Here is a 22,603-nt window from a genome sequence, read left to right on the forward strand (position 1 = left end):
TGAAAGGTAGCATCTGTCGAGCAATTGGGAAGGCACGAGCTAAAACCAATGTGACCTTAACCAACTTACTCTACAATATCTGTCGTTTTGAGCAAATCAAACGACTGGGATTGCCATCATGGGCTTACTTAACAACTACTTGAAGTTTTTAGAGGTGCCCTTATAAATACTGATTGCTAATCATCTATCCTATAAACTTCACTTTCTTGCTTCTTTCTTTTCATCCTTTTCGCCTATTCTCGTTCTTAGGCAGATTATTCATTTTTTTCTTCTCTAATACTATCTACATATTGTTTTAATATTGATAAAGCACGCTCTATTGTCCCTTTCTTTTTACCAAATGCATCTTTCACCTTATCTCTTAACTCTGTATCTGTCAATAAATTATGAAAATAGATTGTTTCCAAGAACGAATGTTTAGGATATTTTGGGTTAGGTACAGAAATAGTAAAATGCCCACCCTCACCATACTCAAATTGAGTGTTTTTAGCAGTTGCGGAAATCCACATAGTAGCTATATAACTTTTATATGAAAATTGAAAACCAAAATTTTCATATTCTCCTCTAATGATTTCAATATCATCTAAATTCTCCGAAAAAACTTTCCAAAGAGCATCTTTTACGCTCTTGTAGCCAAGACTATCCTCTATTGGTAAATACGAATTACTCATTTGTACGCCCTCCAATAACTTCCATACTGCTCAATTTTATATCCCGTATTCGCTAAAATATCAATCTCATTGGCATAAGATACTCCTCTACCTGTGGTATCCGCTATATCTCTAGCTTTAAACGGATTAGAAGTTAAAACAAAATCTTTTCCTTCCCTAATTTGATTCATCAAAAATTCATCATTCACTTTGTATGCTAAGTTAGGATCTACTTTTGCAATCGCATTCCAGCCATTAGCCCCTGCATCAAAGTAAGTTAAGTTATTAGCGTAAGCAATTTGTTCGTATGACATCACACTGTCAGGCTCAAAATATCCCAATAACGCTGTCTTAGAATCTGAATTATGGGTCGTTAATTCTGTCAATTTATCAATATCAGTTTGTGTATAATGTTGGCTCATATTATCTGCGTATTCTACAATAGAAATTTCATGAAACCTTTGCGTAGTGCTTTGTGGCTTACTAGGGATACGAACATCATCTAGGCTATTTTTTACCACAGTAGTATTCAAACTAAACTTGGCTGCCGCGGACGAGGCGGCGTAGCCTCCTAGGATACTGCCCACAAAGCTGGCGCGCTGGGCGTCTGCTTCGCTTCCGCCGAGGAGTTTGGTGCCGTGGTAGGCGGCTTGGTGACCGGCAAAACCGCCAACCTCTCCAATCATAAATTCTGTTAAGCCCTTGGCAAGGCTCTGGGTCTTGCCTATGGGAATCAGCACTGCACTGGCGGTGGTAAAGAGACCGCCCACTTGATGGTAGGTCTTGTCATTGCCCATAAATAGGGTGTCACGAATGGGATTGGTGGCATGGGTCTTGCCGTCTCCTTGGTAGCCCAGATAGAGATTGTGTCCTGCCTCAACTGTATTGGAGAGACCATAGGCGATCGTTCCGCTACCTGCAATCCAAGCTCCTGCCACTAAAGGAGTGGCGGCTCCGCCACTAGCCACAATGGCTGCGACACCAACGGCAATGGTTACAGCTCCTAGGGCAAGGTCAATCCAGCCTTGGGTCTTTCTCTCTTCTGCTGCTAGGGCTTCAAATCTCACTCGGTCTCGTTCTTGGGCTGCCTGCACTTTGTCCATTGTATTGGTGATGTGTTGTTCTACCTGTTGATAGGCGGTCGCAAAGCGTTCTACTGACTGGAGTTTCCCTAGATCGCCCGACCGATAAGAGCTAATCTTTCGGGTTTGACCGCTGTATTCTGATAACAGGGCTTTAGTCGCAGATACCAACTCCTTAAAGGCAGTCAAATCCTGTCGGACATGATTGCTTTCATACTGCTGGATAGCACTATCCAGAGTTTTGAGTTTGCTTGTTAGCACGCCATAGTCTAAAGCCGTACTCGTATGGCTGGTACCAGAGTAGGAAACCAAGTCAGAAATCTTATCCTTTTCTGCGTTTAAAAGTTCCAGCTGATGATTGAAGCGGTCATGAGAATTTTTCAAGTCTGACTGAAGAGCGGTAAAGACCTGTTCGGACAATTCTGCATGGTGATCGCTTTCTATATTGTAATAGCCATCTTTGTAAAGCAGAAAACTAGACGAATAATCATTCATCAAATTTATTAAGGTCTGCAATAAGGTGCCATGTACTTCGCTTAGATAGGTGCGGATACCCGCAATCCCCTCTCCTTGAAGGCTACTATCATTGATAAAGTCTGACATGGCTGTATTGATACTAGCAATTGACTGCCCCCATGAAGCTATCGTTGTCTGGCTAGTGGTCTGAAAGCTGGTAATGTCATCAAATCGAATCTTGTAACTCATACGCCCTCCTTAATCTACGAAAACCTGATAGCTAGTCTGATTACGGATAATTCCCTCAGCCCGCTCTAAATCCCCTTTAGTTTTAAACGTAATTTGTAAAATACCGTGGATATCCGACCGATTGTCCTCGTTGATCCGGATATTGACGACCGAAATGCCCCTTAGTAACTCAAGAATCCTTAAAATAGTATCTTCTTGGTCAGGAATATTAATGAAGAGGTCATAGAAACTGTCTACCCCAGCTCGCTTGTGAATTTCCATTTCCTTGCGAAGTTTCCGTCCCTGATCAAAGAACTGCCAAATGGCGTCTCCATCACCTGCTTCAATTATATGCTGAACATGCTTTAGGCGCTTCCTAAATTCTTCCAAGCGCTCAATGATACTGCTGCGATTGGTCAAGAGGATACTGGTCCACATGCCCGGCTCGCTTTCGGCAATCCGCGTCATATCTCTGAAACCACCTGCCGCAAAATGCTGGGTAAAGGGATGGTCTTGTCGATAAGCACCCGCTTGATTGATCAAGCTAGAAGCGAGAATATGCGGAAAATGGGAGACCTGACTCGTCACCCGGTCATGCTCTCCCGCATCAATCTCTATAAAGCGAGCATGTAAGCCAGACAATATTTCCTGTAAGCACGGAATGGTATCTAGCTGTGTCAAACGGCTCGGCGTCAAAATATAATAGGCATTCTCAAACAAATGAACATCGGCTGCAATCGCCCCTGTCTTATGGCTTCCTGCCATGGGATGACCACCGACAAAGCTGATTTTCCCAGCAGATAAATAGGTCTCTGCTGCCTCTACAATAGCTTTCTTGGTCGAGCCTGTATCGGTCACAATCACCTGCTCTTTCAAGGGCAGGGTGGATAATTCTTCTAAAAAGCGAATCGTCTGCCGAATGGGAACACAAAGGAAGATCACATCTGCTTCTGCTGCAAAATGGCTCAAGTCATCTGTCGCCTCATCAACAATTCCCTCTCTCAAGGCAATCTGACGGGACTGTTCTCCCCGATTGTAGCCTACAATGCGGTAGTCTGGATGTCCCCTACGAATGCCCAATGCTAACGAACTTCCAATTAGACCCAGACCTACTATATAAATAGTTTTTGTCATCTCTTAAAATTCTTTCACAAATCTTCGGTGTTGCGCCACCGCTTCCCTTAGTTCTTCCATATTATCCGCCGAGAATTTCTCTATGATTTCATCCGCAAGAACCGTTGCTACAACTGCCTCCATAACGACACCTGCCGCAGGTAGAGCTGTTGGGTCAGACCGTTCCACCGTCGCCTTGTAGGGTTTGTGGGTATCAATATCAACGGACATTAAGGGCTTATAAAGGGTCGGAATCGGCTTCATTACTCCGCGAATGACAATCGGCTCACCATTGGTCATGCCACCTTCAAAGCCTCCGAGATTATTGCTCGATCTACGATAGCCGGTCTCTTTTGACCAGATGATTTCGTCCATCACCTGACTGCCCTTACGGTAACCCGCCTGAAAACCTAGACCAAATTCCACACCCTTAAAGGCATTGATTGATACAACAGCTTGAGCCAGTTTAGCATCCAGTTTGCGATCCCATTGAACATAGGAGCCTAAACCTACTGGAACACCGCCGACAATGGTCTCAACAACGCCACCAATCGTATCTCCATCTCGCTTTACCTGATCAATATAGGCTTTGATTTCTTCCTCATGTGCTGGATTGACAATGGCGACCTCTGATTGACTGACCCGCGTCTGAATTTCTTCTACTGTCAGACCATCTGGAATCTCAATTTCTTTGCCTCCAAAGACAAGCACATGGTTGGCAATCTGGATGTCTAGCTCTGCCAACAAGCGCTTAGCGACAGCACCAATTGCGACCCGCATGGTCGTCTCACGCGCGCTCGAACGCTCCAAAGAATTGCGCAAATCAGCAAAACGATATTTGATGCCCCCAACCAAGTCAGCGTGTCCCGGACGGGGATGCTTGATCCTCCGCTTGCCCTTGAGCTGGGCTTCAATATCTTCTACCGCCATAATATCCAGCCATTTTTGATGATCCTTATTTATCACATGGAGCGTGATTGGAGCCCCTGTGGTCTTACCGTGCCGAACTCCCGATGTAATTTCAACTTGGTCTGTCTCAATCTGCATCCTAGCACCTCGACCATAACCACCTTGACGGCGTTTCAAATCCTCATTGATAGCTGCCGCTGTGAGCCCTAGTCCCGCTGGCACACCTTCGATAATCGCTGTCAAACGTGGTCCGTGAGACTCCCCTGCTGTTAAGTAACGCATCTATTCCTCCAATACAGTCAAGATTTTTTGCACATTAGCTAGAGACAACTGTCCCGGTGCACTCGCTTCGTCGAGACTTGCAAACGTCCAGCAAGAACCTGTCAGCATGCCTGCCACACGCGATAGTTTTCCTAAGTTTCCCATAGATATTGTTGCATAGGACTGCTCCGCGTTGAGCGTCTTAAACCCCCGCGTGTAGTTCATAACATCCAAAACATCTTGCTCGGTCTCTGCCATCACAGCCATCTTGACCACAGCAGGAGATAGGCTGGTCAATTCCGACATGATCTCCATATAATTTTCAGGTGTTTCTTCAAAGTTATGGTAGCTCAAGACCAGATTGGGAAACTCCAACATCTGATCAAAGACTTCCTTGTGGGAATAATATTCAAAATCAATAAATTCAGGCTGGTAGAGATGGGCAATTTCTTTTAGTATCTGAATATATTCCTCATTGGTCAGCTTAATGTTGCCACCTTCGCGGCTTGTTCTCAGCGTAAAGACCACTTCGCGCCCAACAAATTTTTCAAAAACGGCTGGCGCTACTCTTAAAATTTCCTCCTTGGGAAGAAAATCTGCACGCCACTCAATCAAATCTGCTCCTGCTAGCCTGTCTAAATCAATATTAGCAACATCTTCAAGATTGCGAGGCATGACCGGTACTACTATTTTCATTTTTTTACCTGTATTGTAAAGACCTTGAGGTAATTACTACTTTCATCTTTTTTATTGGACACAAAATCACCGGGAAGGCGATAGGTTTCGAGATAGCGGTGTTTACAGCTACCAAAGCCTTTTTCAATTTCTTTTTTAAACTTTTCAAGGGGAAGATTTGACGCATTGGTAGACGCGACAAGAATCCCGTTTGGATTTAAAATATCCAGCGATTGGGCAATCAGTCGATGATAGTCCTTAGCGACTGAAAATGTCTGTTTTTTATTGCGGGCAAAACTTGGCGGATCAAGGACGATAACGTCATAGGATAACCCTTTTCGCTTGGCATATTTAAAGTAGGCAAAGACATCCATCACGAGGAAACGGTGATTATCCATAGCAAGACCATTTGCTTTAAAATGGGCTTCTGATAATTCTTGTGATCGTTTTGCTAAATCAACAGAGGTGGTCTGACTCGCACCTCCCAAGGCAGCTGCTACTGAAAAAGCTGCTGTATAGGAAAACATATTCAAGAGACTTTTGCCAGCTGCGAGCCCGTCAACTAAGGCTCCTCTGACCTCGTGCTGGTCTAGGAAAATCCCCGTCATCAAGCCTGTATTTAAAAACACTTGATAGGCAACACCATTTTCACGAATCGTGAATGTCTCTGGGGCTTCCTCACCGTAGAGATGGGCTGATTCATAGTCCAAGCCCTTAAAGCGAATTTTTTCATAAGCTCCTAGAATATCTGGATAAACAGCTTGAAAAGCCGCCACAATCTCCTCTTTGATGGAATAAATATACTCATTGTACCAGGAAAAAACCGCATAATCATTATAGCGGTCAATGGTGAGCCCACCAAAGCCATCACCGTCTTGATGGAATAAGCGATAAGCAGTGGTTAAATCAGACACTTCAAAAGCCTGACGTTTTGTTCTGGCTACACCAAATAAATGCTGGAAAAAGGCTTGATCCAAGGGGACTTTTTCTCGGGAAATCAACCAACCAATTCCCTTATTCTGGGCAGAAAGATAGGCCTGCCCTAAACATTTTCCTTGTTGATTTACCAGATGGACTAGCCTATTTACCAGCTCGAGATGAGGAAAATCGCGGGCTTCAAGCACGCAGATTCCTTGCTTTATTTTTCGTTCTACAATGGAGCTTACTGTCAATTCTATCATATATCGATTATAACAAATTTTGCATTATATCTCAAAAAAACTTCTCTAATGAAGTAATATTTTGAAAATATGATATAATGAACTAAGATTTTGTGAAATGTATCATTACTAGAAAGGAAGCTCTTGTGAACAAAAATCGTTATCTGTTATCAAAAATCTTACGTTCTAGAATGGGCTTTATCCTGATTCTTGTCATGCTCTACTGGGCAAAGACATTGTGGGCTTACCTCATTGACTTTAATTTAGATACCAAGGGTTTTTATCAGAATTTTATCCTCTTTATCAATCCACTTCCTGTTGGTCTCCTCTTTATCGGTCTTGCCCTTTATGTCAAACCGACCAAGTGGTTTTACCGAACCGCAGGACTTCTCTACTTCTTGTTATTCCTATGGCTATTTTCAAATACCCTCTACTTTAGAGAGTTTTCTGACTATATCTCGATTTCCACCATGATGGCTAGTTCAAGCGTCGCAGCTGGGCTATTGCAAACAACTATCAAGGCTTTGAGAATCTGGGACTTGATCTATTTCTTGGATTTTATGATCGCAGCCTACTTCTATTTCAAGAAAAAAATCCCTGTTGATCCGCAGCCCTTTAACAGTCGGTCGAGTTTTGCGGTCACGGCTCTTTCCATCCTGCTCTTTTCTATCAATCTTTTTCTAGCAGAGGTTGACCGTCCCGAACTCTTATCGCGTGGCTTTTCCAACACCTATATCGTCCGTGCTCTCGGTCTGCCCTCTTTCCTAGGCTATAATGCCTACCAGACCTATAATGTCCACAAAGATCGTTCAGAAGCTTCAGCAGGCGACTTGGTCCCTGTGGAGCAATATGTTGAGGGACATTACGCCAAGCCAAATGATGAATACTTTGGTATGGCAAAAGGGCGCAATGTGATCTATCTGCATTTGGAAAGCCTACAAGAGTTCATCATTGATTATAAGCTACATGTTGATGGACAAGACTACGAAGTCACGCCTTTCCTCAATTCTCTCTATCATTCCAACTCTACCTTTGCCTTTTCTAATTTTTTTAACCAAGTAAAGGCAGGTAAAACATCAGATGCGGAAACCATGATTGAAACCTCCCTCTTTGGGCTCAATCAAGGATCCTTCATGGTCCAGTATGGTGGTAGCAACACCCAGCAAGCAGCCCCTCACATCCTTTCGCAGGAGGAAGGCTATACATCAGCTGTTTTTCATGGAAATGCTGCTGGTTTCTGGAATCGGAACAACACCTACAAACAATGGGGCTACAATTACTTCTTTGATAAATCCTATTTCACAGAAACCACTGCCGAAAATTCCTTTGAATATGGTTTGAATGATAAGGTCATGCTGGCAGACTCAATCCAATACTTTGAGCATCTGCAACAGCCTTTCTACACTAAATTTATCACCGTTTCAAACCACTATCCCTACACCACAAGCCTCACAGGCGATGAGACAGGATTCCCTCTAGCCGATACCAAGGATGAAACCATCAACGGCTACTTCGCTACTGCAAACTACTTAGACGCTTCCATCAAGGCTTTCTTTGATTATCTGAAAGCTACTGGCTTATATGAAAAATCCATCATTGTCCTTTATGGAGATCATTACGGCATCTCTAATTCCCGTAATCCAAGCCTTGCTCCCTTACTCGGGGCTAATCCTGAAACCTGGTCAGACTATGACAATGCCATGCTCCAACGGGTTCCTTACATGATCGTTGTTCCGGGGACAAACAAGGGGCGAGTAATCGACACTTTTGGTGGAGAAATTGATGCCCTACCTACACTAGAGCACCTTCTCGGAATTGATTCTAAAAAATACCTCCAAGTCGGGCAAGACCTCTTATCGAAAGATAACCAACAGATTGTCGCGCTCCGCACTCCTGGTAACTTTATTACGCCAGAATACACCAGCTATGGTGGCAAACTATACAGTACACCAACAGGAGAAGAAATTACCAATCCTGATGAGGACACGCTCAAAAAAGTAGAAGATATTCGTACACGCGTCAAAGACCAACTGGCTGCTAGTGATGCCATTCAGACAGGCGACCTCCTTCGCTTCCTAGATAATGGTCTACCGACTGTCAATACCAAGGACTTCTCCTATATCAACTCTCTCAAGGCACAACTGGCTATTGAGGAAGAGCTGGGAGACAAATCAACCAGTCTTTATAGTCAAAATGGGAATCGTTCAACCAGTGACCTCTTCCAAGCTCCAAGCTACCGTAGCTTACATGAAGCCATACAAGCCTCAAGCCCAAGCGAAAGCTCAACAACGACGAGTACAACATCCAGTGAGAAAAAAGAGTAAGGCTCTTTGGAGATAAAAAGGATACTTGTCAAATCAACCAAAAACACAGGCAGATTGTGATTTCTTTCAAGTAATCCTTTCTGTCTGTGTTTTTTATATAGTTGTTCAGTTTACTTTTATAGTCATTTAGTCTATAAACAGTATTCCAAACTTTCATAGATAGACTTACCCCCTCTAAGTAGCTCCCGAACTTTATGTTTGAAATTCGCCCAATAGTGTTCAATCGGATTGAGTTCGGGTGAATAAGGAGGTAATGGAAAAAAATAATGTCCTTTGGCTATAGCGAGTGTATCTAATCTGGCTTTAGGGTGAAAGTTAGCATTGTCCATCACAATCAGATGGGGCTCTGACAGAGAAGGCAAGAGTTGCTTGTCAAACCATTTAGTAAAAAAGTCACTTGTCATGCTTTCTTTGTAAATCATAGGTGCAACAATAGCCTGACCAACCAACCCTGCAACAACAGATGTACGTTCAAAACGACGATCTCTTATCTTGTCATAGATCTTCACGCCTCTAGGTGATCGCCCTCGCTTTCAGTAAAGCAAGCTGTTTTTCCCACACATACAACGTATTGGTACTAATACCAAAAACTGCACATGCTTCTTTTTTGGTGTGACCAGCGGTAACGTATTCTATTACTCGTTTTCTAAAATTCAATTCGTAAGCCATAAACTTATTATAACACATACTATTTATAAACTGAAGGAGTATAACAACGTCAAATTTTGATGTTTGACGAGTATAATATGGGGTTCGTTCCTACTTCCCTATCCCTCCTAGGCATAAGCTGTAACAAGCACTCTGCTGTCTGCTGATAAACAACATATAAAAAATAGACTGGAACTTTTTGTCCTAGTCTATTTCTTTATAGTTTTTAAAACGTAGTAGTTGAGCAGGTCCGATAGGCTGATTTTATCAGCAGTTACAGTCCTACTCAACTCTGAAGAGGTGGACGACAAAATCGAACTCTTAGCAATTACCGATTCTTGTCCACCCTCTTTTATAATTATTTACCAAGTTTAGCCTTTGCTGCATCTGCAAGTGCTGTGAAAGCAGCTGCATCATTAACAGCAAGGTCAGCCAACATTTTACGGTTTACTTCGATTTCAGCCAATTTCAAACCATGCATCAATTGTGAATATGAAAGACCATTCATACGAGCAGCCGCGTTTATACGAGCGATCCACAATTTACGGAAATCACGTTTTTTCTGACGACGGTCACGGTATGCATAGTAGTAAGAATTCATTACTTGTTCTTTTGCAGTACGGAACAAGATATGTTTTGCACCATAGTAACCTTTAGCTAATTTTAAAATACGTTTACGGCGTTTGCGTGATACAACGCCACCTTTAACACGTGCCATTTCATTTTCCTCCGAATAATTCTCTAATTTCTAGTGATCGACTTATTTAAGTCCTGTAAGCATTGCTTTGATACGTTTGAAGTCACCTGAATGTACCATTGCTGCTTTACGAAGGTGACGACGTTGTTTTTTAGTCTTACCGTGGAAACGGTGTGAAGTATAAGCGCGGAAGCGTTTCAATCCACCAGAACCTGTACGTTTGAAACGTTTTGCTGATGCGCGGTGAGTTTTTTGTTTTGGCATTTTTATTCTCCTTTTGCTTAGTAAGCTTATTTTTTCTCTGAAGCTGGCGCAAGTTGCATAAACATTTGACGTCCATCCATCTTAGCTCTTTGCTCAATAATCGCAATGTCTTGCGTTGCTTCAGCAAATTCTGCCAAGACTTTTGCTCCAACTTCTTTATGGGTAATCATCCGTCCTTTAAACCGAATCGACACCTTTACTTTATTTCCTTTTTCAAGGAACTTACGGGCATTTCGAAGTTTTGTATCGAAGTCTCCTTTATCAATCGTCGGACTCAGACGCACTTCCTTGACCGTCACAACGCTTTGCTTTTTACGTTGTTCTTTTTGTTTTTTCTGATACTCAAATTTGAACTTACCATAGTCCATAATTTTTGCAACAGGCGGTTTAGCTTGCGGTTGAATCAACACTAAATCAACGTTAGCGCTATCAGCTATCGCTTGGGCTTCGTTGAGTGGTTTAATTCCTAACTGTTCACCCTCGAGACCGATAAGACGAACTTCACGCACACGAATTTCATCATTGATGAACAAATCTTGCTTTGCTATGGCTTTCACCTCATTTTATTTTTTTCGAGAAAAACAAAGTGGACTTGCTAACACAAGTCCACCACTACATCATTATCTTTCCGAAGAAAACTTAACACGTAGAGCCAGACAACGTTAGTCGCAAGGCGAGAAGCTCTCACTTCTGCTTTTCTCAATGTTAACAGTATAGCAATACTTTTTTTATTTGTCAAGAATTTCTTCTGCTTTTTTGGAAATAAATGCAACAACTTTCTCAATGGACACACCTGTCGTATCAAAGGTGATCGCATCATCTGCCGCCTTGAGGGGAGAAACCGCTCGAGTGCTATCCTTATGATCACGTAAAGCAATCTCTTCTTTCAAGCGCTCGAAATCAGTTGGAATCCCTTTTTCCTGATTTTCCTTAAAGCGTCGAAGGGCTCTTTCTTCAACGGATGCAATCAGAAAAATCTTTAATTCAGCTTCCGGAAGCACAACGGTTCCAATATCACGACCGTCCATGACAATACCTCCTTGTGCCGCAATCTTACGCTGTAAGTCGACCAATTTCTCACGAATTGGAGCAAGGGCAGACACCCAGGAAACATTATTGGTCACTTGGTTCTCACGAATGGCATGGGTAATATCCACATCACCTACAAAAACCAACTGCTCCCCCTGTTCACTGCGCCCAAAACTAATGGGAAACTGATCCAACAGGGCTACAATCGCGGCACTATCTTCTTGCCCCACCTGATGTTGCAAGGCTAAATAGGTCGCAGCACGATACATGGCTCCTGTATCCAAATAGATATAGTCAAATTTTTTCGCAATAATCTTAGCAACTGTACTCTTGCCACTTGATGCTGGACCATCAATGGCGATTTGAATTGATTTCATAATTCCTCTTACTTAATTTTAACGAGATCACCTGGATTTGCCCACCAAGTACCACCAGGACCTGTCATTTTATCTGGATTCAAGCGTTCCAACTCTTCAGGGGAAATACCTGCACGAGCTGCGATCATATCACGTCCCTCACCTGCCTGAACAGCAATGGTTTCACCGCTGACTGCTGCTGAAGATTGCGTTGTATCTTCTGCGCTACTGCTACTTGCAGGATCTGATGTTTCTGACGGCTTGCTTGTACTGGCTGTGGTAGTAGCTGTCTTTGTACTACTTGCTGTTGACACTGTACTGCTGGTATTATAAAACTCTTGACTGGCATCCGTCTTGCTACCTCCATTAGATAGGTAGACCATGGCGATGGTTGTTATAATAACGATGAATAGAAATAACACCGCTAAAATGCTCAACACCCGGGTACCTGAGTTCCCTTTGGCTGAACGACTTCTTCTACTCTCTGTGGATTGATAAATTTCCTCATTCCATGGTTCTTGTGACATGAATAATCTTTCTCCTTGTCTTTTTTATAAAATCTCATTACAATAATAATATGAAAGTTACACTTTATCCAGAAAAATGTATCGCTTGTGGACTGTGTCAAACCATTTCAAACGTCTTTGATTACGATGATGATGGTATTGTCTTATTTGCAGAGGCTCCCCAAGAAGCTACCATTGAAGTGAATGACCAAGCAGATACACTTCTAGCTGCTAAATCCTGTCCTACAAAAGCCATTTCTATTGACTAATCAGTCTTTATTCGCGTAATATTCCTCAAAATAATCTTGCGTGACCAGATGATCCGTCAAGACAATTTCCCCTTGAAAATGAGGATTGAGGGCTAGGGCATTGACAAAATACTTTTTCGGCCACTTCCTGATATAATAGACCTTTCCGTCTGGCATATCCCTTGAAAAAATTTTCACGAATAGATAGGTCACTTCAATTTTTGAAATCGTAGCGATTCCTACTTTTTTCGAAGCAAAGGGATTCGCCGAAGCAATCCGCAGATACTCCTCATCGATCACAAAGTAACGATGCCAGCCTATCCCAAACATGATAATCACCAGTACGAATAGCTGAATAATCGTATCCGATATTCGTAGCTTTTCTAATATGAGGGATAAGGCAAGAAAGGCAGGAGTAATTGCTAAAGACCAATAAATAATCGACCATGACAAGTCCGGTTGCCAGTGATACCGAATCCGACCAAATATCTTAATCATCTTGCTCCTCCTACTACTATTCTAGCATAAAACTTAACATTTTCCTATAAAAATACCCAAGGAAACGTACGAAATACCAATAAAGGACTGAAAATTTCAGTCCTTTATTGGTATTTTCTTTATACAGTTGCTTCGTTTTCTTTTAGTATAGCCGTTTAGTTTATTTTTAGTACTAGCTCAACCAGTCTGGGGAGAGACTGGTTGAGGTTAAGAGAAGAAATGCTCATGATAGTTAGTAAAGATTCTTTATACTGTAAAGCTTACAGAACGGCAATCGCTTCTTTATTTGCTTCTACTAAATATCCGCCAAATTATTGTGGAATCTCAAAAAATTCTCTTGAAAGGTATCCCTTACCTGCTACTATATCATACTCTACTAAGCGTAAATCCTCTGCAATCTGTCTCCCTTCTTCGTCAAGCTCTTTTTTATCCACACTTGCTTTATGTAATACATCTGTTAATAAAGCATAATATGGAGAAACTTTAGCATTTGTTTGTTCGAATAGTAAGGCTGTAAAATCACTAGAATTTACAAGTGGATAATCTAACTTGGGTGTTTCAAAATTACTCCAGATAAAATAATCTGTTAAGAACTGACTCTCTGGATTTTTCTCAAATGTTGTCTTAGGATACAAACCCGGTAGATGATCGCCGTAGAATACTACTGTGATTTTTTTATCCACATTAGATAGTTCATCTAAAAAGCTTTTTGTCGCTTGATCCGTCTGATAAAGTAAGCGCGAATAGCTCAACAGGTTCCCCGACTCGATGTCAGTAAAATGTTCACCCGTCACAATCAAGTGCTCTGGTTCATAATAATACCATGGACTATGATTTTGCATGGTTAATACTGAAAAGAACTGATTTTTAGATGTTGATAATTGATTCAACACTTTATTATAGGTGGATTCATCACTAGGATGGGCTCCCATATTTTGGACAGTGCTATCTTTTCCTTTTTCTTCCAAAAAAACTTGAGTATTAAAGCCCAGCTGGGAGTACATAGATCTCCTAGAATAATTATTTCCGCTAGCCAAGTGCACCACAAATCTATCTTCAAAATGATTACTAATGCTAGGAAATACTTTTAAATTGGGAGCTAGTTCTGAATTCATAATATATACATAGGAGCTAAGATTATATTTAGGTAAGCCTGTTAAGGCTTGAAACTCCATATTAGCAGTTCCCCCACCATAACTATCTGATTTCATCAAACCACTTGTATTTTCATTTAAAATAGTTGATATATTTGGTAAAATATCCCTCGTAGATTGAATACCTTCTAACCTTCTTGGATCAGAAAAACTCTCACTTAAAATATAAATCACTGTTTGATCTGAAATATTCGATGTTCTCTCATTATTTATCTGTTCTGCCAGTGCTCTATATTTTTCAACTATTTTTCCCATCTCTTGCTTTGAATAGTCGGAAGGCATCTCCATATTTTCACGCGTCAATTGTTTGAACCAAATATAGCTTACAGACTGAAAGCGAGAATTAGCTGATAAACCAAAATAAATCTCTAACCAATGAAGATTTTGTAGATTATCTATTGAGGACAGTAGGGGAATATTTCCTGATTTCTTCAATTCTTTAGAATGCAAAACTGCATTTGTCATACCTATAAAGAAACCTACAACCAGTAAAACTACTGTCACTTGCTGTATTCTGGACTTAAATAATCTATCTGATAATATCTGGAATCTATAGGAAAAGACAATGATTATAGCAGTGATTAATATGAATAGATTAATCACTAAACCAATATTAATATTGGCAAAACGAGCAACTGTTCCGATTTCTTTCAGCCATGTCAAATCTGCTGGTAAAAACGGCTCGTGTCTCATTGAAAATTTTACACTATTAACAATACTAATTATTACTCCGAGAGTAACATTTATCAACGTCCCTAAGATATATCGATTTGTGACTCCATAAATTCCAATAAATAGAAAAGTAAATACCATAATTTGGAAGAAAGTTGCTCCTGAGGCTAAATATGTCCCAAACCAATCTCCCTTATCAGTTAAGCCTGCTTGAACTGTGTAATTAAAAATTCCTGCTAACAAGATACTTGTTGTTAACAAAAGAGCAAAATTTGCTTTTTTCTTTTTGATAGCTTTCCCTGCTTGAACAAGATAATAAGAAAAAACAGAGATCAGTATATAGGCTATCAAACTATATATAAATAGATGTTTTTGATTTAAGATTTTCTGATTATTATATAGCTTTAGATAACTATTTTCCTTAATGATTAAAGTCATCTGACTTCCTGTCATAATGAAATAAGTAAAAAGCTGGCTTAATAATATCTCATAATTCCTACTTTGGATCGAACAATAAATTTTTCCACGATACTGTTGGAACATTCTATAACTTACACAAATGGCAAGAATAACAACTGTAGCTATCAGACCGTTATATTGGATGAAACCATTCTTATCAAAGTCATACCAATGAAATGCTTCTACATTCAAATGAAAGGTCATCTTCATCCAATAATCAAATACTAAATAGAGAAAATATAGCGATCCAATATGAAGAAGATGCAACCAATTTATTTTATAGTAAACTAGGAACATCCTGACTGAAAACGATATCCCAATAATAAAAATAGAGAGACTTAAAAGTGGTGGGTTCGCTCCAAGAATGACATTTAAATCATAAAAAATTAAACTATAAAAACTTAAATAAATGACAAAGTAAACCCACTTATTTTTCAACAACATAATATGATATACCAACTCTCACTATATTTGAGTATATAATCCGACACTAATCGTAAAAATATTTAAATAAACCATGGAAGATTGTAAAAACATAAGGAATGTATTTGATTGCTGAAGTGAAAATTTTTGTGGCTTGAAAGCACGCTGAATAAAATGTCCCAGCAGAATAGGCGCCATTAAAATCATAAAGTAATAATATCGTCCCTGAACACCTCCAACCAAAATATTGCCTGGACTATAAACCCTTGGATCTCCTGTAATAGCATAAATAATTAGGAAGGTAATCCCTAGTAATGTAAGAAGGGTCCAAATAATAAAGTTTTTACTAAGTTTAAACGATGTCTGCATAACAATTATAGTCAGCAAGCTAAATACTAATAAAGTAGTAATAGCAATTAGAGTATCTGACTGGTGGGACACATAATGCAAGGGACGAATCATATAATTCTCCACGATAACCGCAGGCATACTAAGCATTGTGCGAATAATCGGCAAGGGATGCTTAGCAAAATATAGCAATCCTGGACTACTTCCAGTAACAGGATTTGCAGATGAAAACATAGGAATGATTCCTGAATAAAGTAAGGCAAATAAAAAATTTAAACTAAATACTCCGAGAGAAAACCATCTTGTTTTCTTAGAATCATAATATTTACCTGGTAGTACGCTAATCAAGCTACCTGCTAATACCAAAGGAAATTTGGAAAATATAAATAGTGTAACAAATGCTTGGTAGAGTAATGAAACTTTTTTAGTCACAAGTATTTTCCCTGATAAAATATTAGTCAATAGGGCAATGATGAGTAAAGAGGCTCCATAATATAGATAATCATAGTGATAGTTAGATACAATATACATGGTTGAGGGAAGTGTTCCCATCAAATAAATCATTTCTTGATAGGCTTTGCTAAGTTTAATCGCTGCATATACTAAAGAAGCAAATGCTAGTACATGAAAAATACGTCCTAAATAATAAGAAATATAAACTTTATTAGACAATAAGCGACCTATATTCCAACCAAGACTACCTGGAATGAATGCTGGGTTATCAAAAGCATTAGGCGTACCTTTGATATTACTCTTTTTATGCTCCACAGAATACCAATAGTCATCCCCTCGAAAATTTTCTTGATTTCGAATCCCATCATGAAGGAATACAGATTCATAATCCTCTAATGTTTCATTCGAATACTTAAATAAGAAACTATCCGATAAACCAATTGCGTTTGCAAGATGAGCCTCCTCATCTAAACCATATTGAACAGGCTTAATAAGTGCAATTGAACTCCCCAAACATAGTATGAGGATAAATGCATTGATAGCAAGTTTTGACGGTTCTTGAAAATTCGTTACTAAAAGAGTTATAGTAACTCCAAGTACAACGATCCAGAATCGAAGGTCAATTTTCCATTCAAACAAAATAGGTACAGCCAACTGTGCCAGAAGAACAATAGCTACTCCCAAAGCTATCCTAAGCAGCTTTTTCAAACCTATAGTCATATCTCCCTGTTCCTCTCTAATGAATATCGGTGGATATCAGCGCTTATATCCACTTTATTTGCTAAGCGAATCCCTCTCCATTTTTCTAAATGGAACAACGGATTCACCAATAACCAATACAATTTTTGTTTCCACGAAAAATTCCGATCTCTACAAATCTTCAAAGAATCTTTCAAACTTCCTTTGAAAGTATTTAAAAGTAGAGAAGAAAACGATAAGGGAGTAGTAACTCCACTATTTATACGGATATTGTAAGTTTCATCGAAAATTCGCTGCTTATAGTGCTTCAAAAGGACATCATTAGAATGTTCTACAATGGCTTTGGCGTTATAAACTTTGATATAACCCGCATCTAAAATATCTTTTCCATATTCATAATCTTCAGAATATGCTACATGTCGATAACCGATTTTATTCACTAAAAAATGACGAGGAGCCGCTGAGCAGACATCGCTATAAAAGGACTCTTTCGTGTATTTTCCTCTTAATGCTTCCTCAGAGCGTGTCCAGAAGGTTAAAGCGTCTTCGACACCTTGCTCACGAAATACTGCTTCAATATCATATTTCATTGCTGGAAAACATGCTAAGCGTGGTTTTTGTCGTGCTACAACTCCTGCTATATTCGGATTTAAAGCAAATGGAGCAACCATCTCTGTTAACCAATTGTCATTATAAGGTACTGCATCTTGGCTTAGATAGACCATGATTTCTCCTGTGGCGATCTCTGCCGCCATTTGGCGCGTTCCTCCATGCGAATACTCTTCTTTGGAAATCTTTAGCAGTTGGATATTGCCATATTTTTCGGCAAATCGCTCAATAATTTGTACAGATTTATCCTTAGAACCAGAGTCTGTAATCAAAACATCCCAATCAAATTCCGTTTTTTGTCGATAAATCCCTTCTAAAGTCTCTTCCAAATGATCATGTTCACCATTATAAACAGGAATAAAGATAGTTGCTTTGTTCATTTTAGACATGAGTCACCTCTCGTAAAATAATCTCTTCTACTTTTTTATAACTCTCTTCCCAAGAAGTTCCTTGATATTTCTGACTCATTGCTTCAGCAAACTCATTTATATTATTTTTTTCTACTGCTTGACACAATTTAGTAGCTAGATCCACGGGATAAGCTTCTGCATAGACGATATCTGTATTATCCCCCAGTACCTTCGTATTATTATCCCCTGTATTCATCACTGGAATACAGCCTGCTACTAAAAGTTCAAGTGGAAGAAGAGAAACATTTGTCAATGAAAGTACTAAACAAGCAACACTTTCATGATAAATTTCTGCTAATTCTTGCTTATTTAAAATACCTCTATCAACAAATTCAAAAGGAATATCATAGTTCGACATATCTTGCCCGAAAAACTCGATTTCATATTCTGGATGTTTCTCTTTAAACATTTTCAATGCCATCACACCGATTTCAAAGCCACGACGCTCCGTGTGTGCACGCGCATAGAAACAAATTTTCTTCTTCTTATGAATAGTGGTCTTAGGACGATAAATTTCAACATCTGCTCCAAAATCGAAATAATCTGCTTCCATACCGTATTCTTTAACCTTCTCAGGAAGCCATGCTCCTGCCGTAATTCCATAAAATCCAAATTTATAAGTTGCTTCTGCTAATTTATACCGAGAGCCAACTCCATAAAATATCGGTTCAAAATCTTGTATAAAATAAAATTTATGCAAGTTGTCCCCCATCAAATTGAATACAGCATAAGCCGTCTCCCAGCTAGTGGCAAATACAACATCCTCATCTTGAAAGTCATCTAACTCTTTCACAGGAACATTTATTTTGTAGGATCGTTCAAAAATATCCTGTGCCTCTTTAGCCGATTGAGGGATAGTATTATTCCGATAGATATAGAAAGTCAATTGGTGTCCCTGAGATTGCAAATGATTTACAAATCTAGAAATCGTTGTATGACCTCCTCCGCCTGGACCAACAGGTGGCGTTACCCATGCAATGTTTAATAGTTTTTTATCTAGTTTTGCAGGTCTCACATACGGATGATGAATATAGTCTGCTTTCATCAGATCCTCAAATTGAGGCATGATAGGAATACTTGACATATCAATCCTTGATGGAGTATCTCCTACAGCCTGCCCTCTGTTTTTTAACTTATGAGATATTTTCCTTAAGGTAGCTCTGCCACCTTCATTTCTGTAAGAATTTATCAATTTATTTAGCATATTAGTTCTTTACTTTCGTTTAGATTGAATAAAATTTGTAATGTCTCTTAATGGTTTCGTTATTTTCCAACTTTGAGAATTTATCAGAGATAGGTATCGAGATTCCAATTCTCTCAAGGACTCAGCTAGCACTTCTTTTTCGTGCTCTAGCTGTTGATAACTTTTTTCTAATTGCTGGTATTTTTTTTCCATCATTTTTCGATGATCATCAATATCAAAGACTGATTTTTCTAGTCCGATTTTAATATCCCATAATTTTTCAATATAGTTTTTGATAGGACTACTTTTAATACTTTCTTTATAAAATTCAATATTTTTCTTATCATCTACTAATGCAAATTCCTGATGTAAACTATGTCTTTTTTCCACAGGCCAATCTTTCGTGTAAGAACCGTACTGTTTTTTTAAATGACTATCATACTCTTTAGATATAGGAATATGACTGGTTTCAAAAGGAAAAGACTGACAGTCTAAAAACTCCACCTTAGAATAGTGCTCTCCAATTGGATTAGCAACATTTAAAATATTATCAGAATCTTCAAAAGGATAGCGATGAAGTATCTCGTCCATCTTTTCGATGCATTGAAAAATGAATGCCTCATCTGTCCCAAATAATCTTTGTCGATATAATGTATCACTGACTTCATAAATATCTTCAATAAAAGGATAAATATCTCCAGTCGGAGCTCCTATCAGTGGAAATATATCAACAAAAATACCCGTAAATGAATCTGGGTGATTCAACAAATTATTGGATGTAAACATAGAATGAGCATCATAAACCTTGATTCCTAAAATATCAGAATGTAGGGCAGTTAGGCCATTAAAAACCGCAATCTCTTCAGACTCTGAAGACTGAATAATATCCACCAATTTTTCTAGGTCATCTATGGGCATTACCAAATCTATATCATCATCCCATGGAATAATCCCTTGCCACAATACAGCACCAATTTTAGTACCACCAGCAGCAAAATAGCGTAAATTATTCTCCTCACAAATTTTTTTAATTTCCTCATATACATGAAACATTTTTTGTTGTATAGGATTCATTTGCTTATTTACTCCCAGGTTCCTTTTAATTTTAACAATCCATTATCATGCTTTTCACCTCGAATAGCAAAATGTACAATATCTTCTTTCTCTATGAATGCATAAGGAATAAATTCCTTATATTGTTCATCAAACTGAAATAGAGAGGCTGTCAATTCAAAGTTTCGATTGTTGAAATCTGTTAATTCCAACTCATAAACAAAAGAGTGGACTCCTTTTGTTTTCGAGGTAATCTTCCACTTCCTATGCTCATCATAAATACCATCATTGATAACAGAAGCCGTTTTATCCGTACTTTCATCAATTAGAGAAATACCAAAGCTAACAGGAACATCGTCGGGAGTGTAGTAAAAGATCCTTGCTTTCAATATATCTTGACTAGATAAGACTGTCTTAGAAAGTAGTTCGATTTTAATCCACGGCTTATCCGTTGTATCTTCTCTTGACTCATCGTGTACATGGTTATCTAAATTTTTCATTGTGTAATAATTTGCAACTTCTTCAGGCGAACTGTTTAAAACAACCTTTCCTTCTTCTAGCATAATCGCCTTATTGCAAAATTTTCTGGCAGAATCCATTGAGTGGGTCACAAGTATTACTGTCTTTTTTTCTTCTTTAAGTTGACGAAAATAATCAAAACATTTTCTCTGGAATGCCTCATCTCCGACAGCGAGCACTTCATCTAAAATTAGAATATCCCCTTGAGCTTTAATTGCAATTGAGAAGGCTAAGCGCACCTGCATTCCACTGGAATAGTTCTTCAATTTTTGATCCATGAACTCTTCTAGCTCTGCAAACTCTACAATATCATCATACATATCCGCAATTTCTTCTCTAGAAAAACCTAACAAAGCCCCATTTAAATAAATATTTTCACGACCGGTCAATTCTGGATTAAATCCTACGCCAAGCTCAATAAAAGGTACTAAAGTTCCATTTACAATAACTCTTCCAGATTCTGGTGTATAAATTTGAGAAATAACTTTTAAAAGAGTCGATTTCCCTGAACCATTCCGTCCAATAATTCCAAAAAAGTCCCCTTTTTCAACTTCAAAAGAAATATCTTCTAATACGTGTTGCTCCCTATACCCTTTAATTCCTCTAAAGTAATTAACTAAGCTAGTTCGCAGACTTTGAGTAGACTCTGTCGGCAAGCGAAATGATTTCTTCACATGTTCTACTTTTAAAGCAATTTGTTTCTCTGTCATTATAGAATCTCCGCAAATTTCTTAGATTTTCGTTTAAACAATACATATCCAAATAGAAAAACTGAAATAGATAGTATATAGGGGATCGTTAAAAATAATTTATTGTTAAAGATATCACTTGAAATTGTTGCTCCAGAATAGACAATAAAATGTCGCAATTCTTGAATAATTTGAGCTAAAGGATTCAACATCATAATTTTTGCAACAGTCATATGTCCTCTTTGAATAATATAGGTTATAGAATAAATAATTGGTGTCGAGTACATTCCAGCTTGTAAAATAACTTCCCAAATAGGCCCAATATCACGGTATTTGACAAAAAATGTTGATAAGATGAAAGCGATTCCTGTAGCAAATAGCAGTAATTCGATAAACAATGGGATTATAACCAGTACCTGCACAGTTGGTGTTACTCCATTAATCAGTGAAAAGATAAATACAACTAATAAATTGATAAAATAATTAATCGCAGCATTGATGATTGAAGAAAATACGATAATTTCTTTTGGAAAATTGATTTTTCTCAACAAATCACCACGAGAAGCAATAGAGAGCATTCCCATATTAGTCGCTTCTGTAAAGAAGTTCCATGTGACCATACCGAGGAGCAAACTCACTGCATAGTGAGGTGTTCCATCATCAAAGCGCAAAAAGCGTACAAATACTAAATACATGATTGTAAATAACAACAGAGGTTTCAGGATAGACCAGAGATGACCAATCACACTTCCCTGATACCGTAGTTTAAAGTCTGTTTTGACCATTTCTTTTAGTAAAATAATATTTTTTTTATGAAATAAATTCATG

General features: G+C 38.9%; 23 protein-coding genes and 1 other annotated feature. Of the genes, 2 read left to right on the top strand and 21 right to left on the bottom strand.

Annotation, left to right across the window (positions count from 1 at the left end; all coding sequences use genetic code 11):
- Positions 1-254: 254 nt before the first annotated feature.
- The 6 genes from BU200_RS03915 to BU200_RS03945 are packed head-to-tail and all read right to left on the bottom strand — an operon-like array spanning position 255 to position 6,555.
- Positions 255-671 carry a hypothetical protein gene (locus tag BU200_RS03915; RefSeq protein ID WP_075098925.1) on the bottom strand — a complete coding sequence of 139 codons (417 nt, stop codon included), beginning with the start codon at positions 669-671 and terminating at the stop codon, positions 255-257.
- Positions 668-2,437, bottom strand: a complete 1,770-nt coding sequence (locus tag BU200_RS10625; protein ID WP_083609353.1) for a T7SS effector LXG polymorphic toxin — start codon at positions 2,435-2,437, stop codon at positions 668-670. Before BU200_RS10625 ends, BU200_RS03915 begins: the two co-directional genes overlap by 4 nt.
- A gap of 9 nt (positions 2,438-2,446) precedes the next feature.
- Complete coding sequence (locus BU200_RS03930; RefSeq protein ID WP_075098926.1) at positions 2,447-3,550, bottom strand: prephenate dehydrogenase; 1,104 nt, start codon at positions 3,548-3,550, stop codon at positions 2,447-2,449.
- Between the two features lie 3 nt (positions 3,551-3,553).
- Positions 3,554-4,720: a chorismate synthase gene (aroC, locus tag BU200_RS03935; RefSeq protein WP_075098927.1), complete on the bottom strand. Its 1,167-nt coding sequence runs from the start codon at positions 4,718-4,720 to the stop codon at positions 3,554-3,556.
- Complete coding sequence (aroD, locus tag BU200_RS03940) at positions 4,721-5,395, bottom strand: type I 3-dehydroquinate dehydratase (protein ID WP_075098928.1); 675 nt, start codon at positions 5,393-5,395, stop codon at positions 4,721-4,723.
- On the bottom strand, positions 5,392-6,555 hold the full coding sequence (locus BU200_RS03945; RefSeq protein ID WP_075098929.1) for a class I SAM-dependent rRNA methyltransferase: 1,164 nt from the start codon (positions 6,553-6,555) through the stop codon (positions 5,392-5,394). The genes aroD and BU200_RS03945 overlap by 4 nt, the downstream gene beginning before the upstream one ends.
- Before the next feature lie 170 nt (positions 6,556-6,725).
- On the opposite strand from BU200_RS03945, the gene BU200_RS03950 reads away from it, so the two are divergent.
- Positions 6,726-8,858 carry an LTA synthase family protein gene (locus BU200_RS03950; protein ID WP_075098974.1) on the top strand — a complete coding sequence of 711 codons (2,133 nt, stop codon included), beginning with the start codon at positions 6,726-6,728 and terminating at the stop codon, positions 8,856-8,858.
- A gap of 131 nt (positions 8,859-8,989) precedes the next feature.
- Here the strand turns inward: BU200_RS03950 and BU200_RS03955 are convergent, their stop codons facing one another.
- The 7 genes from BU200_RS03955 to BU200_RS03985 all read right to left on the bottom strand — a co-directional run bounded on the left by BU200_RS03955 (position 8,990) and on the right by BU200_RS03985 (position 12,379).
- Complete coding sequence (locus BU200_RS03955; protein ID WP_075098930.1) at positions 8,990-9,367, bottom strand: transposase; 378 nt, start codon at positions 9,365-9,367, stop codon at positions 8,990-8,992.
- Between the two features lie 4 nt (positions 9,368-9,371).
- The gene (locus BU200_RS11675) at positions 9,372-9,527 is read right to left on the bottom strand and encodes a helix-turn-helix domain-containing protein (RefSeq protein WP_158015095.1); all 156 of its coding nucleotides are present in this window, start codon (positions 9,525-9,527) and stop codon (positions 9,372-9,374) included.
- A gap of 337 nt (positions 9,528-9,864) precedes the next feature.
- Positions 9,865-10,224: a 50S ribosomal protein L20 gene (rplT, locus tag BU200_RS03965; RefSeq protein WP_075098932.1), complete on the bottom strand. Its 360-nt coding sequence runs from the start codon at positions 10,222-10,224 to the stop codon at positions 9,865-9,867.
- Between the two features lie 42 nt (positions 10,225-10,266).
- Positions 10,267-10,467, bottom strand: a complete 201-nt coding sequence (rpmI, locus tag BU200_RS03970) for a 50S ribosomal protein L35 (protein WP_003025048.1) — start codon at positions 10,465-10,467, stop codon at positions 10,267-10,269.
- Positions 10,468-10,493: 26 nt separating this feature from the next.
- Positions 10,494-11,024 (bottom strand): translation initiation factor IF-3, encoded by a 531-nt coding sequence (infC, locus tag BU200_RS03975; RefSeq protein ID WP_075098933.1) that lies wholly within the window; start codon positions 11,022-11,024, stop codon positions 10,494-10,496.
- A 15-nt stretch (positions 11,025-11,039) separates the two neighbouring features.
- Positions 11,040-11,169: a sequence feature (ribosomal protein L20 leader region), on the bottom strand.
- A gap of 26 nt (positions 11,170-11,195) precedes the next feature.
- A complete protein-coding gene (gene cmk / locus BU200_RS03980) occupies positions 11,196-11,873 on the bottom strand; it encodes a (d)CMP kinase (protein WP_075098934.1) in 678 nt (225 codons plus the stop codon).
- Positions 11,874-11,881: 8 nt separating this feature from the next.
- Positions 11,882-12,379 carry an SAG1386/EF1546 family surface-associated protein gene (locus BU200_RS03985; RefSeq protein ID WP_075098935.1) on the bottom strand — a complete coding sequence of 166 codons (498 nt, stop codon included), beginning with the start codon at positions 12,377-12,379 and terminating at the stop codon, positions 11,882-11,884.
- Between the two features lie 50 nt (positions 12,380-12,429).
- On the opposite strand from BU200_RS03985, the gene BU200_RS03990 reads away from it, so the two are divergent.
- Entirely contained in the window at positions 12,430-12,627 is a 198-nt protein-coding gene (locus tag BU200_RS03990; protein ID WP_075098936.1) for a ferredoxin, read from the top strand.
- Here the strand turns inward: BU200_RS03990 and BU200_RS03995 are convergent, their stop codons facing one another.
- The 8 genes from BU200_RS03995 to BU200_RS04030 all read right to left on the bottom strand — a co-directional run bounded on the left by BU200_RS03995 (position 12,628) and on the right by BU200_RS04030 (position 22,602).
- Positions 12,628-13,104, bottom strand: a complete 477-nt coding sequence (locus tag BU200_RS03995; protein ID WP_075098937.1) for an EbsA family protein — start codon at positions 13,102-13,104, stop codon at positions 12,628-12,630.
- 311 nt (positions 13,105-13,415) lie between these two features.
- A complete protein-coding gene (locus tag BU200_RS04000; RefSeq protein ID WP_158015098.1) occupies positions 13,416-15,827 on the bottom strand; it encodes an LTA synthase family protein in 2,412 nt (803 codons plus the stop codon).
- Positions 15,828-15,854: 27 nt separating this feature from the next.
- The gene (locus BU200_RS04005) at positions 15,855-17,333 is read right to left on the bottom strand and encodes a DUF2142 domain-containing protein (RefSeq protein ID WP_075098939.1); all 1,479 of its coding nucleotides are present in this window, start codon (positions 17,331-17,333) and stop codon (positions 15,855-15,857) included.
- The gene (locus BU200_RS04010) at positions 17,330-18,310 is read right to left on the bottom strand and encodes a glycosyltransferase family 2 protein (RefSeq protein WP_075098940.1); all 981 of its coding nucleotides are present in this window, start codon (positions 18,308-18,310) and stop codon (positions 17,330-17,332) included. Before BU200_RS04010 ends, BU200_RS04005 begins: the two co-directional genes overlap by 4 nt.
- Positions 18,303-19,535: a rhamnosyltransferase WsaF family glycosyltransferase gene (locus tag BU200_RS04015; RefSeq protein WP_075098941.1), complete on the bottom strand. Its 1,233-nt coding sequence runs from the start codon at positions 19,533-19,535 to the stop codon at positions 18,303-18,305. The genes BU200_RS04010 and BU200_RS04015 overlap by 8 nt, the downstream gene beginning before the upstream one ends.
- 9 nt (positions 19,536-19,544) lie before the next feature.
- A complete protein-coding gene (locus BU200_RS04020) occupies positions 19,545-20,588 on the bottom strand; it encodes a LicD family protein (RefSeq protein WP_075098942.1) in 1,044 nt (347 codons plus the stop codon).
- Positions 20,589-20,596: 8 nt separating this feature from the next.
- Positions 20,597-21,796 (bottom strand): ABC transporter ATP-binding protein, encoded by a 1,200-nt coding sequence (locus tag BU200_RS04025; protein ID WP_075098943.1) that lies wholly within the window; start codon positions 21,794-21,796, stop codon positions 20,597-20,599.
- On the bottom strand, positions 21,796-22,602 hold the full coding sequence (locus BU200_RS04030; protein WP_075098944.1) for an ABC transporter permease: 807 nt from the start codon (positions 22,600-22,602) through the stop codon (positions 21,796-21,798). The genes BU200_RS04025 and BU200_RS04030 overlap by 1 nt, the downstream gene beginning before the upstream one ends.
- Position 22,603 lies beyond the last annotated feature (1 nt).

This window comes from Streptococcus acidominimus (assembly GCF_001921825.1).
Taxonomy (GTDB): Bacteria; Bacillota; Bacilli; order Lactobacillales; family Streptococcaceae; genus Streptococcus; species Streptococcus acidominimus.